We start from the raw sequence: 13,673 nt of genomic DNA, 5'->3' as shown, positions 1-13,673 counted from the left end.
TTTTGTCAGGTGCGCCTAATTAACACATGCCTTACCTAAGCCGGTCCAGTGTGGACTCTCAGCCGTTCTGGGTCATGATGGTCGGCATGGAAGAGCAGGTGTGGCAACCGCTGGTCAAGGTCGAGGGCGCGCCCCTGCTCGGCGGCGAGGGCCGGTACCGCCTCCTGGAGCGGGCACCGAGCGGCTTGGCGTACCTGATCCACTACCCGGCGGGCGTGTCGTCACCCCCACACGCGCACGACCACGACTCGATCGTCTACGTCCTGTCGGGCCGCTTGCGGGGCACGGTGGACGGCGTGGAGGCGGTCCTCGAACCGGGCGATTCGGTGGTGCACCCGCGCGGGGTGGCCCACCACGTCGAGGCGCTGACGGACGCGATGTGGGTGGAGTTCAAGTCACCGCTGCCGGGCCGTCCGCCGATCGCCTGAAAGCGGAAACGCCCGGCCCGCGCAAAGCGGACCGGGCGTTTCCTGGAGTGAAGCCTCAGGCGTCCAGCTCGGCGAGGGCCTGCTTGGCCTTCTCGAGCTCGGCCTCCAGTGCGGCGACCTTGGCCGCCTGCGCCTCGCGGGCCTGGTTGATCACCTCGTCGATCGGGCCGGACAGGTCGCTGTGCAGCTCCTTCGCCGCCCGCGACACCGCCGCGGCCGGGATCTCGAGGCCCTTCGCGACCCACTTCGAACCGTTCTTCAGCTCGGCCTGCCACTCGCCGTCGGCGGTGCCGGTGACCGTGAGGATCAGTTCGACCGTGCGGGTCTTCTTCGCCGTCGACGCCGTCGCCGCGCCCTTCGGGCGGCCGCGCTTGGGCTTCGGGGCCTCCTCGGCGGCGGGCTCGGGCGAGTCCTCCGAGGGGGCCGGGGACGCGGACTCGGTGACGGCCGCCTCGTCGGTGGAAACCTCCGGCGTCGAAACCGGAGCCTCGGCCGTTTCCTCGTCGTGCGTCAGGACATCCACGGTCATCGTCGTGTCGTCTCCTTGCCCGGGAAGTGGGTGTGGTTCGCGGCACAGCGTAGAACATGCGTTCGACTCGTGCCACTCGGGGGTGTCATGACAGAGCCCTTCCGGCGCGAAGCCGGAAGGGCTCTGACGGGAGAACGCTAGCTCACTCCTCCGACTTGCCCGACTGCAGGCCCGACGAGATCAGGTCCATCACCGACGAGTCGGCCAGCGTGGTGACGTCGCCGACCTGCCGGTTCTCCGCGACGTCGCGCAGCAGGCGGCGCATGATCTTGCCCGAGCGCGTCTTCGGCAGTTCCGGCACGACCATGATCTGCCGCGGCTTCGCGATCGGCCCGATCTCCTTCGCCACGTGGTTGCGCAGCGCCTGGATGGCCTCCTCGCCGCCGTCGACGGCGTTGCCGCGCAGGATCACGAACGCGACGATGCCCTGGCCGGTCGTCGGGTCGGTCGCGCCGACCACCGCGGCCTCGGCCACCGTCGGGTGCGAGACCAGCGCCGACTCGACCTCGGTCGTCGAGATGCGGTGGCCGGACACGTTCATCACGTCGTCGACGCGGCCCAGCAGCCAGACGTCACCGTCGTTGTCGTACTTCGCGCCGTCGCCGGCGAAGTAGAAGCCCTGATCCTTGAAGCGCGACCAGTAGGTGTCCCGGTAGCGCTCCTCGTCGCCCCAGATGCCGCGCAGCATCGACGGCCACGGCTTGTCGAGCACCAGGTAGCCGCCACCGCCGTGGCCGACCTCCGTGCCGGTGTCGTCGACGACCTTCGCGGACACGCCCGGCAGCGCCTTCTGCGCCGAGCCCGGCTTGGTCGAGGTGACGCCCGGCAGCGGCGAGATCATGATCGCGCCGGTCTCGGTCTGCCACCACGTGTCGACGATCGGCGTCCTGCCCGCGCCGATGTTCTCGCGGTACCAGATCCACGCCTCCGGGTTGATCGGCTCGCCGACCGAACCGAGCACCCGCAGCGTCGACAGGTCGTACTTCTCGGGGATTTCCGCGCCCCACTTCATGAAGGTGCGGATCAGCGTCGGCGCCGTGTAGTAGATGGAGACCTTGTACTTCTGGATGATCTCCCAGTGCCGCCCCTCGTGCGGGGTGTTCGGCGTGCCTTCGTAGACGACCTGCGTGACGCGGTTGGCGAGCGGGCCGTAGACGATGTAGCTGTGGCCGGTGATCCAGCCGATGTCCGCGGTGCACCAGTAGACGTCCTCGCCGGCCTTGTGGTCGAAGACGTTGTGGTGCGTGTACGCGGTCTGCGTCAGGTAGCCGCCGGAGGTGTGCAGGATGCCCTTCGGCTTCCCGGTCGTGCCGGACGTGTACAGGATGAACAGCGGGTGCTCGCTGTCGAACGCCTCGGGAGTGTGCTCTTCGGACTGTCCGTCGACGAGCTCGTGCCACCACAGGTCGCGGCCGTCGGTCCACGGGACCTCGCCCTCGAGCTCGTCGCCCGTGCGCTTCACGACGATGACCTTCTCGACGGTCTCGGCGCCTTCGAGCGCTTCGTCGACATTGGCCTTCATCGGCGCGGCCTTGCCGCGGCGGAACTGGCCGTCGGAGGTGATCACGATCTTCGCGGCGGCGTCGTCGACGCGAGCCCGCAGCGCCGTCGGCGAGAAGCCGCCGAAGACGACGCTGTGCAGCGCGCCGATCCGCGCGCACGCGAGCATCGCGAAGATGGCCTCGGGGACCATCTGCAGCTGGATCGCCACGACGTCGCCGGCCGTGACGCCCAGCGACGCGAGTGCGTTGGCGGCCTTGGAAACCTCGGTCTTCAGCTCGGCGTAGGTGATGTCCCGGGTGTCGCCCGGCTCGCCGACCCAGTGGATCGCGACCTGGTCGCCGTGCCCGGACTCGACGTGCCGGTCGACGCAGTTGTAGGCGACGTTCAGCTTGCCGCCGACGAACCACTTCGCGAAGGGCGCATTGGTCCAGTCCAGTACCGTGGTCCACTTCGTGTCCCACGTCAGCCGCTCCGCCTGCTTGGCCCAAAACGCTTCGCGATCGGCGTCCGCCTCGGCGTAGAGATCGGCCTTCGCATTGGCCTGGCCAGCGAATTCGTCACCGGGCGGGAAGGTGCGGCTCTCGGTGAGCAGGTTGTCCAGGGCTGGGGACTGCTCGGTCATGGTTGCAAGGCCTCCTGTAGTGCGCCGACATGACGGCTAGCGGCACGCTAGCGACGTTAGTCCGCCTTGTAAAAGGTTGCACCCACGTTGCCCGGCCGGTTCACCGTGCCAGGCGAGCCCCGGTGACTAAGCGTTCGTTCAGCCGGGCCTTGGCGGCCGGCCATTCCGGCGCGAGCATCGAATAGAGGACGGTGTCGCGGGACGACCCGTCCGGCCGGATCCGGTGGGCCCGCAGGACGCCTTCGCGAAGCGCGCCAAGCCGCTCGATGGCGCGTTGCGAACGGAGGTTCCGGATGTCGGTCTCCCAGGCGACCCGTTGCGCGCCAAGGGTTTCGAACGCGTGCGTCAGCAGGAGCAGCTTCGACTCGGTGTTCAGCCCGGTGCGCTGCCAGTCCGCGCCGATCCAGGTGTGCCCGATCGACAGGATCCGGTGCTTCGCCACGACCTGGTAGTACGACGTCGTCCCGGCGACCCGGCCGGAAGCGGCGTCGATCTGCGCGAAGGGACGGCGGTCGGGGTCGGCGAGCGCATCCTCGACCAGCCGCTCGGCGGCGGGGAGGTCCTCGGGCTGCCGGCTGCTCAGCCACGCCCAGATGCCCGGGTCGGCGCCGGCTTCCAGCAGTCCCTTGGCGTGCTCGGGGGACAGCGGCTCCAGGCGGACGTGCGCGCCGGACAGGGTCGGTCGGGTGCTCCAGTCGGTCACACGGCCACGGTAGATCGGCCAGTGGCTGCTCAGGATAGCCAATTTCTGATCATTTTCAGAGGCCACTTCCGGGTTGCCTATGCTCGGCGGACCACGACGGAAGGACGGGCTCGATGGGCGAAGAGCGGGAAGAGCTGAGCTGGGAGCTGTTCGGCACGGCGAGCCGTGAACTGGCTCACACCATCGCCGAAGACGGCTTCGCGCCGGACCTCGTCCTCTCCATCGCCCGCGGCGGCCTGTTCGTCGCCGGTGCCCTCGGCTACGCGCTCGACGTGAAGAACCTGCACGTGATGAACGTCGAGTTCTACACCGGCGTCGACCAGCGCCTCGACCTGCCGGTGATGCTGCCGCCGGTGCCCAACGTCGTCGACCTCACGAGCAAGAAGGTGCTGATCGCCGACGACGTCGCCGACACCGGTGCCACCCTCAAGCTGGTCCGCGACTTCTGCCTCGAGCACGTCGCCGAGGTCCGCTCGGCCGTCGTCTACGAGAAGCCGCACTCGACGGTGAAGTGCGAGTATGTCTGGCGGCACACCGATCGCTGGATCAACTTCCCGTGGTCGGTCCTGCCGCCCGTGGTCACCCGCGAAGGACAGGTGCTCGACGCATGAGCGACCCGCTGAAGCCCCTGCTCGACCTCGAAGGCGTCGCGGCGGCGGCGAAGTCCGCGCAGGACGCCGTGTTCGCGGTCCACCGCCTCCCGGCGAACCTCCGCGGCGGCGCGGCGACGGCGGCGGAAGCGTCCGTGCGCGCCGCCCGCGCGTCGGCCGGCATCGAAGGCGCCAACCCGGAACTGCCCGCCGACGGCGCGGTCGCCGATCCGGTCCTCGCCGGCGCCCTGCGCGTCGCGGAGACACTGGAATCGCTGCTGCCGACGTGGCGCCGTGCGCCGCTGCAGGCGTTGGCGCGCCTGCACGTCCTGGCCGCGGCGGATCTCGTCGAAGACCTGGATGCGTTGGGGCGCCCGCATTCCGGTGGCGGCCGCCTCGAACTGCTCGCCCAGTTGGTGACCGGAGCGACGTCGGTGCCGGGACCGGTCCTGACGGCGGTCGTGCACGGGGAACTGCTGGCGCTCAAGCCCTTCGGCAGCGCGGACGGCGTCGTGGCCCGGGCGGCCGCGCGGCTGACGATGGTCGCCACGGGCCTGGACCCGAAGTCGTTGAGCGTGCCCGAGGTGGCGTTCTTCCGCCGGGTGCCTCGCTACCTCGAGGCTGCGGAGGGCTTCGCGAGCGGAACGCCGGAGGGCGTACGCGCGTGGCTGCTCTTCTGCTGTGAAGCGTTCGAAGCCGGTGCGCGCGAAGCGAAGAGCATTTCGGACGCGGCTTCCTGATACCGAAACGGCGGTAGTCGGCCGTTCTTGTTCGTGGTCTATTACCGGTATGAACCGGTTGCGCAGCTGCGGTGCTCTCCTGGTGGCAGTGTTCGCCGCGGCCGGCGGCGTGCTGGCGTCCGCGGGGCCGGCGCACGCCGAGGCCGCCGTCCAGTCCTGCACCGGCACCTGGGCGGTCACCTACGACCCGCCGATCACCAACACGCCCCGGCTCGTCAACGGGGTGCTCACCGGAGTCTTCCCCCTCTGCACCGACCCCCAGGCCGCCACCGCGTCCTACACGCAGGTGTTCACCGACACGGTCTCGTGCACGACGCTGCTCAACGCGGGCTCGACGTCCCGCACGTACGTGTGGGGCAACCCGCTGGCCGCGCCGACCACCTTCACCTACAACTTCACCACCACCGTGGTCGCCGGCCAGGTCGTGGTCACCAACACCGGCCTGATCACGGCGGGCCGGTACGCGCCGGGCAGCGCGGTCCAGGTGGCCACGCTCGTGACGCCGAACGCGCTCGCGTGCGCCGGAGCGGGTATCGGGAGCCTCACCGGCCCGACGACCCTCACCATCTCCGCCCCGTGAGCTGAGTGGAGCACTGGCCGTCGCGTTCAGGACAGCTTCGCCGACCACTTCTCTTCGATCCGCCCGAACCGCCACACCGCCAGCGCGACGACCCACGTCACCACGAACAGCCCGACGATCCCGAACCCGACGTAGTCCAGGTCCACCGAAGCGATCGCGGCCAGCGGCCCGGACGTGATGTCCAGCTTCTCGGCGAGGATCGACACCAGCTCGATGGTGCCGATGAGCAGCGCCACCGCGACCGACAGCGCGGTCACCGTGATGTTGTAGAAGATCTTGCGCACCGGCTTCGCGAACGCCCAGCCGTAGGCGAAGTTCATGAAGCAGCCGTCCACCGTGTCGAACAGGCTCATCCCGGCGGCGAACAGGATCGGCAGCACGAGGATCGCGTACCAGGGCAGCGCGAACGTCGCCGCGCCCGCGGCCAGCACGAGCAGCCCGATTTCGGTCGCGGTGTCGAAGCCCAGCCCGAACAGCAGCCCGACCGGGTAGATGTGCCACGGCTTGCGCACGGCCTTCGTCGCGCCGCGCAGCAGCCGGTTCATGACGCCGCGGTTGTCCAGCTGGTGCTCCAGCGCGGCCTCGTCGAACTCGCCCCGGCGCATCTGCCGGAACACCCGCAGGATTCCGACGAGCACCACGAGGTTGAGGATCGCGATCACGTACAGGAACACCCCGGACACCGACGTCCCGATCACGCCGGTCGCCTGGTGCAACGCCGACGAGTCGTCCTCGACCTGGCCGGCCAGCGCGCGGACGCCCACCGACAGCAGCAGGCACAGCACGAAGACGATCGTGGAATGCCCGAGGGAGAACCAGAACCCGACCGACAGCGGCCGCTGGCCGTCGCCCATCAGCTTGCGGGTCGTGTTGTCGATCGCGGCGATGTGGTCGGCGTCGAACGCGTGCCGCATGCCGAGCGTGAACGCCGTGACACCCAGCCCGATCCCGAACACGCCGGACGCGCCCAGCGCGTAGTGGTGCGGTGCGACGAACGCCGTGAGCACGCCCCAGCCCACGACGTTCAGCAGCAGGATGACTCCGCCCATCCCGCCGATCGACACCCACTCGCGACGCGAAAGCCTGCGTCGCGAGTCCTCCGTCTTGCCCGCCATGCCCACCCGCCTTCCCTCTCATCTGAGAGGTTAAGCAGATGAACAGATAGAGGTCTAGCTCGCCCGGACCCTGACCAGGTCCAGCGCCTTGCGCACGTGCCCGCCCGACGCGTGCAGAGCCTTCGCGGCGCTCTTGACGTCCTCGCCGGACAGCAAGTGCACCAGCGCCACCTTGAGGTCGCCCCCGGCCTCGGTGAGCGCGTCCGAGCAGTCCGCCATCGTCATGCCGGTGGCTTCCTGCAGGATCCGGATGGTCCGCCCGCGCAGCTTCGCGTTCGTCGCCCGCATGCTGACCATCAGGTTGGAGTAGGTCCGGCCCAGCTTGATCATCGTCGCGGTGGAGAACGACGTGAGGATCATCTTCTGCGCCGTGCCCGCCTTCATCCGGGTCGAGCCGGCGATCGCCTCCGGGCCGGTGTCGACGGCGATGAGCACGTCCACCCCGGCCGGCTTCGCGGCCTTGGCGTTGCCCGAGACCAGCCCGGTCCGGGCGCCCTGGCGCGACGCCGCCAGCAGCGCACCCAGCACGTACGGCGTCCTGCCCGACGCCGTCAGGCCCAGCACGAAGTCGCCGGGCTGCACCATCGCGGCCATCTCGGCGGCGCCGGCCGCCGAGTCGTCCTCCGCGTTTTCGACGGCGTGCCGCAGTGCGCGCTCGCCGCCGGCGTGGTGCGCGATGAACCAGTCGCCCGGCACGTTGAACGTCGGCACCAGCTCCGCCGCGTCCAAGGTGGCCAGCCGCCCGGACGTGCCCGCGCCGACGTAGTGCACCCGGCCCCCGGCCCGCAGGGCGTCCACCGCGTAGTCGACCGCGTGCGCCACCTGGGGCAGCACCGCGGCCACGGCACCGGGGACCGTGCGGTCCTCGGCGTTGATCGCGCCCAGGATCCCCGCGGTGGACATCAGGTCGATGTCCTTGGTGCGGGGATTGCGGGTCTCGGTCGGCGAATCGACGTGCACCGCCTGCACGGGGACGGTCATCATGCGCCTCACTTTTTCTCCGGTCATCTACTTGCCGGTTTCCCGCGGACGGCGACGACCGTCCGGCCTGACCCCCAAGCGGTGCGATCCGACTGCGTCCCTGGTCGCGTCCAGCGCGCTGACCGACGCGTCCATGTGCCGCTGCGCGACGCCGATGAACAGGCAGTCGATGACGGTGAGCTGGGCGATCCGGCTCGCCGTCGCTCCCGAACGGAACGTGGTTTCCCGGGCCGCGGTCGTCAAAACATGATCGGCGACCTCGGTGATCGGGGAGCGCGGGAAGTTCGTCACGGCGATGGTGACCGCGCCGTGCTCGCGCGCCACGCGCAGCGCCTCGACGGTGTCGGTGGTCGCGCCGGTGTGCGAGACGCCGATCGCGACGTCACCGGGGCTCAGCACCGCGGCCGAGGTGAGCATGATGTGCGTGTCCGACCACGCGAAGCACACGCGGCCGATGCGGTGCAGCTTCTGCTGCAGGTCGGCGGCGACGAACGCGCTGGCGCCCACGCCGTAGACGTCCACGCGGCCGGCGTTCGCGACGACCTCGATCACCCGCTCGAGGGTGGCGACTTCGAGCTGGTCGGCCGTCTCTTCGACGGCCCGCGCGTCGGCGAAGCTGACCTTGCCGATCACGGCGGCCAGGTCGTCCTCCGGGCCGATCTCGCCGCCGAGGTTGCGCGTGGTGCGCGCCTCGGTGCGCGCGGTGTCCGCGGCCAGCGCGATGCGCAGCTGCGGGTACCCGCCGACGCCCACCGCCTTGCAGAACCGGGTCACCGTGGTCTCGCTCGTGTTGGCGGCCAGGGCCACCTCGGTGATGCTGCGCCGCGCCACCGACGCGGGGTCTTCCAGCACCACCTTGGCCACGCGCTGTTCGGCGCGGGCCAGGCCGGGGAGCAGGGACCGGATCCGCACCAGCGGACTGGCGTCGGCGTCCCGCACGGCTGTCTGGACCGATACGGGCTCGGACGGTGCCGTGCCGACTACGGATTCGGTATCACTCACCGTCGGAAAGTTACTAACCGTTGGCATTTGCGACAAGGCTACCCACACCCTTCGGTCGGATCGCAACCCGTCCGTGTCTGCGGATCTGGATTTGCGATTAATCACTGACCAGAAAGTCGCCAACCAGGTCGACCTTGTTAACGAGGTCAAGCTAACGACTTGGCAACTTAGTGTCGCGGTGCAAGCGGCAAGCGGACGGTTAATTCCGGCTTGTGGTGGACATTCGGCGACCGATCGGTCACCGAGAGGTCAACTGCCAACCCTCCGCAGTGAAAACGCCGGGGGTTCGTTCACCGTCGAGGAGTGATCCGCCGCTCTCGGTGACTTTCACACCGTCCACCGAAACTCCTCGTCCCGTGTAACTCGGATCGGTGCTGTAACGCCAGCGCAGGCTCACCGACGCGCCCTGCGGCAGCGTGCCCACCGCCTTCCACCAGGCGCGGTGCCCGTGCCCGGAGAGCGACGTCACGATTCCGGAGGGTGCCCCCGGTCCCGAAACCGATAGGGCGATCGGTTGCCAGTTAACGCCGTCGGTGCTGGCCTGCAGCTGAAGTGGATCACTACTGCCCTCGGTGTCCACGAAGGCGGAGAACGAGACGCGCGCTTGATCACTATGCGTAGTAAAAGCCTGGGTACTCAGCGTAGCAACGCCGGCGTTACCGAGCGTGCTCGTCCACGCGTCCCTCCCGGCCACCGGCCGGACCGCCATGGCCCGCGCCAACGACGTCGCCCAGACCTGGCGGGCGGTGTTGATCGAACCCCAGCTCCGGCTCGGGTGCACCCGGTTGGTCAGCAGGATCGCGAACGATCGGGACTCCGGGTCGATGACCAGCGTCGTTCCGGTGTAACCGGTGTGCCCGGCGGTGACCGGCGACGCCAGCGCGCCCATGTACCAGGGCTGGTCGAGCTCGAAGCCGAGGCCGTGCGAGTCGTCCGGGAACTGCTGGTTGTAGTTCGTGAGCATCTGCCGGACGGTCTCCTGCCGCAGGATCCGGTGCCCGCGGTAGCTGCCGCCGTTGAGGATCGCCTGGGCGAGGGTGGCCATGTCGCCGGCGGTGCTGAACACGCCGGCGTGCCCGGCGGCGCCGCCGAGCGACCACGCGTTCTCGTCGTGCACGCTGCCGCGCACCATCCCGCGCGGCGGGTTCGCCTGGAACTCCGTCGCGGCGATCCGGCCCAGCTTGGCGGCGGGCGGGTTGTACCCGGTGTCGGTCATGCCGAGCGGGGCGGTGATCCGGTCGTGGACCACTTTGTCGAGGGACTGCCCGGTCAGCTTCTCGACGATGAAGCCCAGCGTGAGCAGGTTGATGTCCGAGTAGAGGTACGTCGTGCCCGGCTTGTTCTTCAGCGGGCTGTCGAGCACTGCCTGCCGGCGCGCCGGGATGTCCGGGTAGCCCGCCCAGAGCGACGGGATCGGGTCGGCGTCGAAGCCGGAGGTGTGCGTGAGCAGCATCTTGACGGTGATGGCGGCCTTGTCGCCGGTGCCGAACTCCGGGAAGAAGCGGCTCACCGGGGTGTCGATGGTGAACTGCCCGCGTTCGACGAGCTGCAGGACGGCGATCGAGGTGAACAGCTTCGAGATCGAAGCCATGTCGAAGATGGTGTCGTTCTTCATGGGGACCTGCTGGTCGGCGGGCAGTTCGGTGCCCTTGGCGTCGGCGTACCGCAGCGCGCCGCCGACCGCGTACCGGTCGACGACCACGCCGTCGTGCGCGAGCAGGCCGACCGCGCCGGAGAAGTGCGGGTGCCCGGAAGCGTCCGGCTTGGTCCAGCTCGCCAGGAAGTCCTCGGCCGCCTCGAGCGGCGCCGGGTCGAGGCCGACGTCCTGGGGCCAGCCGTCGCGCAGCGTCGTCCACGGCGGGGCGAACCCGTGCTGCGGCCGGTCGAAGCGGCCGGCCGCCGGATCGTGGCTGGTGATGGCGCTGGCTCCCGAGTCCGACACGGTCAACGTGGTCAGCGCGACCAGCACTCCGGTGGCCGCGACGAGGACCTTCCTAGCACGCACGAGTCTCCCCCTCAGCGGTAGAGCAGGTAGTGGCGGCGTCTCCGGTCGAACTCGGCCAGCTCGGCCCGCCAGGCGCCGGTGACCTCGTCGACGCCCGCGCCGGCGTCGACCATGGTCCGGAGCCGGTCGGACCCGGACAGCTTGTCGATGTAGTTGTCGGGGCGCCAGGCGAACACGTCCGGGTGCACGGCCTTCGCCGTGACGAGCATGGCGACGGCGGTCCGGATCGCGTCGAAGGCGCGGGGGTCGCTGATGCTGAGCTGCACGCCGCCGCACGTCTGGTTGACGAACTTGCTGAACGTCGGGACGAAGTACGTCTCGCGGAACCGGGCGCCGGGCAGGGCGAGGTCCTCGAGCTTCTCGCGCCAGCGCCAGTCGAGCCCGGGCGCGCCGACGATCTCGAACGGCCGGGTGGTGCCGCGGCCCTCGGAGAACACCGTGCCTTCGAACATCCCGGTGCCCGGGTAGACGAGCGCGGTGTCCGGCGTCGGCATGTTGGGGCTCGGCAGGACCCAGTTCAGCCCGGTCTGGGCGAAGAGCGTGTCGCGCCGCCAGCCGCGCACCTGGACGACGTCGAGCTTCACTTCTTCGTCCGGCAGGAACTCTCCGGCGAAGAAGCGCGCGAGCTCGCCGACGGTCATGCCGTGCTGTTGCGCGATCGGCTGCCGCCCGATCCCGGAGGCGAACTTCGGGTCGAGCACCGGCCCGGCCGCCCGGCCGCCGAGCGGGTTCGGCCGGTCGAGCACGACGAGGGCCGCATTGACCTTCGCGGCGGCCACCATCGCGGTGTAGAGGGACCAGATGTAGGTGTAGAAGCGCGCGCCGACGTCGGCGATGTCGAAGACGACCGTGTCGACGCCCGCCTTGGTGAACAGCGAAGCGAGCTTCGTCGCGTCGACGCCGTACGCGTCGTAGACCGGAACCCCGGTGCGCGGGTCGGTGTAGTCGCCCTCGGATCCACCGGCTTGCGCGCTGCCGCGGAAGCCGTGTTCGGGGCCGAAGGCCGCCACCGGTTTCACCCCGGCGGCGACCATCGAGTCGACGATGTGGTCGCCGTTCAGCAGGACGCCGGTCGGGTTCGACAGCACGCCCAGCTTGCGGCCCTCGAGGGTGCGCCAGCCCTGCGCGGCCAGCTGTTCCGCGCCGGTGAGGACGCGGCTGTGACCTTGCTCCGCCGCTTGTCCGGGCTGGGCTGCGGCGACCGTGGAGCCGCCCGCCAGCATCGGGACGGTGAGCGCGCTCGCGCCGAGGAAGTGGCGCCGGTTGAGGGTCACCAGGTCAGCCCGTGACCGAACGGGTACTTCACGGTCTGCACGTCGGCTCCCGCCGGGATGTCGACCGGCAGCTTCCCGACCGGTTTCGTCTCGCCGAGGATCACCTTGGCCAGCGCCTCCAGGGTCGGCCCGATGTAGCCGTAGGTGGCCAGCCAGGTCCGGACGGCGCTCGGGTAGCCGGCGTCGTACGGGATCTGCGCGGCGACCGCTACGACCGGTTTCCCGGTGGCCTGCAGGGCGTCGAGCAGCTTGGTCTGCAGCGGGTAGGTGGCGATGTTGTTCGTCAGCACGACGACGAGGTCGGCGGCCTGGGCCTTGGCGACGGCCTGCGCGACCTGCGCGTCCGTCGGGGTCTGGCCGGTTTGGTAGGCCGTCGCGGCCGTGCCGTGGGCGGTCAGCTTCTGCGCGAGGGTCGCCGTCGTGGAGACGCCCCAGCCGGTGACGAGCGTCGTCGCGGGCTTCTGCTTCAGGGGCAGCAGACCGGCGTCGTTCGCGACGGCCGTGATGCCGCGGTCGGCGATGTCCTGGGCGGTCGCGAGGTTCGGCGGCGTGCCGACGGTCTTCATGACCTTGTTCGCGTCGACGAACGGCGAGAACAGGATGCCGCGCTTGAACTTGAGCTTGAGCACGCGCAGCACGCTCTGGTCGATCCGCCGCATCGGGATGTCACCGGATTTGACGGCGGCGAGGACCGAGTTGATCGCGAGTTCGAGGTGCACCGGCATGAGCAGCTGGTCGACGCCGGCTTTCAGGGCGAGCACCGGGATCTCGGCGTCGCCGTGCAGCTTGCGCACGCCTTCCATCTCGAGGGAGTCGGTGATCACGACGCCGTTGTAGCCCAGCTCGTTGCGCAGGCGGTCGGTGATGATCGGCTTGGACAGCGTCGCGGGTTCGAGCGACGGGTCGAGGCTCGGGAACTGGATGTGCGCGCTCATGATCGAGTCGACGCCGGCCGCGATCGCGGCCTTGAACGGCGGCACGTCGGTGGCCCGCCACTGCGCCTCGGTGCTGTCGATCCGGGGCAGCCCGGTGTGGCTGTCGGTCGGCGCGGCGCCGTGCCCGGGGAAGTGCTTGNNTGGCCAGCCCGGGCCGCCCGGAGAAGGACCGGACGCCGATGACCGGGTTGACCGGGTTGGAGTTGACGTCCGAATCGGGCGCGAAGTCCTGGTTGATGCCGACGGCACGCAGTTCGCGGCCGAGGATGGTGGCGGCCTGCGTCGCGCGGTTCGTGTCCCGCCCGGCGGAGATGGCCATGGCGTTCGGGAACTCGGTGGCCGGCGCGCNNATCTGCAGCGGGATGTGCGCCCCGCTCGTGAGGGCGGCCTTCTGGAGGCCGTTGGACAGCTTCGCGACCTGCACGGGGTCGTCGAAGTTGTCCCGCGAGTCGTTGTTGAAGTAGATGACCCCGCCGAGGTGGTACTTCCGGATGACCTGCGCGGGCGTGTCGACGCCGAAGTCCGTCTGGTTCTTCGGGTTGACCTCGTCGGCGGTCTTGCCGTTCACCCAGGTGACGAACAGCTGCCCGACCTTCTGCTCGAGCGTCAGCCCCCGGAGCGCCTGCGTCGCCGCGGCCTCGGCCTGCGCGTCCGCGCTCACGCTCG

General features: G+C 69.8%; 12 protein-coding genes and 1 pseudogene. 4 read left to right on the top strand and 9 right to left on the bottom strand.

Annotated elements, in window-relative coordinates:
- The first annotated feature begins 74 nt into the window (after nucleotides 1-74).
- Complete coding sequence (locus CCN39_RS10520) at nucleotides 75-428, top strand: cupin domain-containing protein (RefSeq protein ID WP_086840781.1); 354 nt, start codon at nucleotides 75-77, stop codon at nucleotides 426-428.
- Nucleotides 429-483: 55 nt separating this feature from the next.
- Here the strand turns inward: CCN39_RS10520 and CCN39_RS10515 are convergent, their stop codons facing one another.
- From CCN39_RS10515 to CCN39_RS10505, 3 genes are all read right to left on the bottom strand, one after another.
- Complete coding sequence (locus CCN39_RS10515; protein ID WP_086840779.1) at nucleotides 484-957, bottom strand: DUF6319 family protein; 474 nt, start codon at nucleotides 955-957, stop codon at nucleotides 484-486.
- A gap of 142 nt (nucleotides 958-1,099) precedes the next feature.
- Nucleotides 1,100-3,082, bottom strand: a complete 1,983-nt coding sequence (gene acs / locus CCN39_RS10510; protein WP_086840778.1) for an acetate--CoA ligase — start codon at nucleotides 3,080-3,082, stop codon at nucleotides 1,100-1,102.
- A 100-nt stretch (nucleotides 3,083-3,182) separates the two neighbouring features.
- On the bottom strand, nucleotides 3,183-3,785 hold the full coding sequence (locus CCN39_RS10505) for a GNAT family N-acetyltransferase (RefSeq protein WP_086840776.1): 603 nt from the start codon (nucleotides 3,783-3,785) through the stop codon (nucleotides 3,183-3,185).
- A gap of 113 nt (nucleotides 3,786-3,898) precedes the next feature.
- Between CCN39_RS10505 and CCN39_RS10500 the strand changes: the two genes are divergently transcribed.
- The 3 genes from CCN39_RS10500 to CCN39_RS10490 are packed head-to-tail and all read left to right on the top strand — an operon-like array spanning nucleotide 3,899 to nucleotide 5,695.
- Nucleotides 3,899-4,396: a phosphoribosyltransferase gene (locus tag CCN39_RS10500; protein WP_086840774.1), complete on the top strand. Its 498-nt coding sequence runs from the start codon at nucleotides 3,899-3,901 to the stop codon at nucleotides 4,394-4,396.
- Complete coding sequence (locus CCN39_RS10495) at nucleotides 4,393-5,115, top strand: Fic family protein (protein WP_086840772.1); 723 nt, start codon at nucleotides 4,393-4,395, stop codon at nucleotides 5,113-5,115. The genes CCN39_RS10500 and CCN39_RS10495 overlap by 4 nt, the downstream gene beginning before the upstream one ends.
- Nucleotides 5,116-5,164: 49 nt before the next feature.
- Complete coding sequence (locus tag CCN39_RS10490) at nucleotides 5,165-5,695, top strand: hypothetical protein (protein WP_143264002.1); 531 nt, start codon at nucleotides 5,165-5,167, stop codon at nucleotides 5,693-5,695.
- A gap of 26 nt (nucleotides 5,696-5,721) precedes the next feature.
- Here CCN39_RS10490 and nicT read toward each other — a convergent pair whose 3' ends face one another.
- The 6 genes and pseudogenes from nicT to CCN39_RS10460 form a co-directional block, all read right to left on the bottom strand.
- On the bottom strand, nucleotides 5,722-6,810 hold the full coding sequence (nicT, locus tag CCN39_RS10485) for a Nickel transporter NicT (protein ID WP_086840866.1): 1,089 nt from the start codon (nucleotides 6,808-6,810) through the stop codon (nucleotides 5,722-5,724).
- A gap of 54 nt (nucleotides 6,811-6,864) precedes the next feature.
- Nucleotides 6,865-7,794: an N-acetylmuramic acid 6-phosphate etherase gene (locus CCN39_RS10480; RefSeq protein WP_086840768.1), complete on the bottom strand. Its 930-nt coding sequence runs from the start codon at nucleotides 7,792-7,794 to the stop codon at nucleotides 6,865-6,867.
- A 24-nt stretch (nucleotides 7,795-7,818) separates the two neighbouring features.
- The gene (locus tag CCN39_RS10475; RefSeq protein WP_434781099.1) at nucleotides 7,819-8,793 is read right to left on the bottom strand and encodes a MurR/RpiR family transcriptional regulator; all 975 of its coding nucleotides are present in this window, start codon (nucleotides 8,791-8,793) and stop codon (nucleotides 7,819-7,821) included.
- A 238-nt stretch (nucleotides 8,794-9,031) separates the two neighbouring features.
- The gene (locus CCN39_RS10470; protein WP_086840766.1) at nucleotides 9,032-10,762 is read right to left on the bottom strand and encodes a serine hydrolase domain-containing protein; all 1,731 of its coding nucleotides are present in this window, start codon (nucleotides 10,760-10,762) and stop codon (nucleotides 9,032-9,034) included.
- A gap of 47 nt (nucleotides 10,763-10,809) precedes the next feature.
- Entirely contained in the window at nucleotides 10,810-12,072 is a 1,263-nt protein-coding gene (locus tag CCN39_RS10465; protein WP_086840765.1) for an exo-beta-N-acetylmuramidase NamZ family protein, read from the bottom strand.
- Nucleotides 12,069-13,668 (bottom strand): annotated as a pseudogene (locus CCN39_RS10460) (glycoside hydrolase family 3 protein). Before CCN39_RS10460 ends, CCN39_RS10465 begins: the two are co-directional and overlap by 4 nt.
- Nucleotides 13,669-13,673 lie beyond the last annotated feature (5 nt).

Source organism: Amycolatopsis kentuckyensis, assembly GCF_002155975.1.
GTDB lineage: Bacteria > Actinomycetota > Actinomycetes > Mycobacteriales > Pseudonocardiaceae > Amycolatopsis > Amycolatopsis kentuckyensis.
Note: the sequence above shows the minus strand (reverse complement) of the source record. Positions and strands in the feature narration are given on the sequence as shown.

Bases quoted from the DNA above. Each gene is read 5' to 3' on its own strand.
- CCN39_RS10520 (WP_086840781.1), top strand. From the start codon at position 75: ATGATGGTCGGCATGGAAGAGCAGGTGTGGCAACCGCTGGTCAAGGTC.
- CCN39_RS10515 (WP_086840779.1), bottom strand. From the start codon at position 957: ATGACCGTGGATGTCCTGACGCACGACGAGGAAACGGCCGAGGCTCCG.
- acs (WP_086840778.1), bottom strand. From the start codon at position 3,082: ATGACCGAGCAGTCCCCAGCCCTGGACAACCTGCTCACCGAGAGCCGC.
- CCN39_RS10500 (WP_086840774.1), top strand. From the start codon at position 3,899: ATGGGCGAAGAGCGGGAAGAGCTGAGCTGGGAGCTGTTCGGCACGGCG.
- CCN39_RS10495 (WP_086840772.1), top strand. From the start codon at position 4,393: ATGAGCGACCCGCTGAAGCCCCTGCTCGACCTCGAAGGCGTCGCGGCG.
- CCN39_RS10490 (WP_143264002.1), top strand. From the start codon at position 5,165: ATGAACCGGTTGCGCAGCTGCGGTGCTCTCCTGGTGGCAGTGTTCGCC.
- nicT (WP_086840866.1), bottom strand. From the start codon at position 6,810: ATGGCGGGCAAGACGGAGGACTCGCGACGCAGGCTTTCGCGTCGCGAG.
- CCN39_RS10480 (WP_086840768.1), bottom strand. From the start codon at position 7,794: ATGATGACCGTCCCCGTGCAGGCGGTGCACGTCGATTCGCCGACCGAG.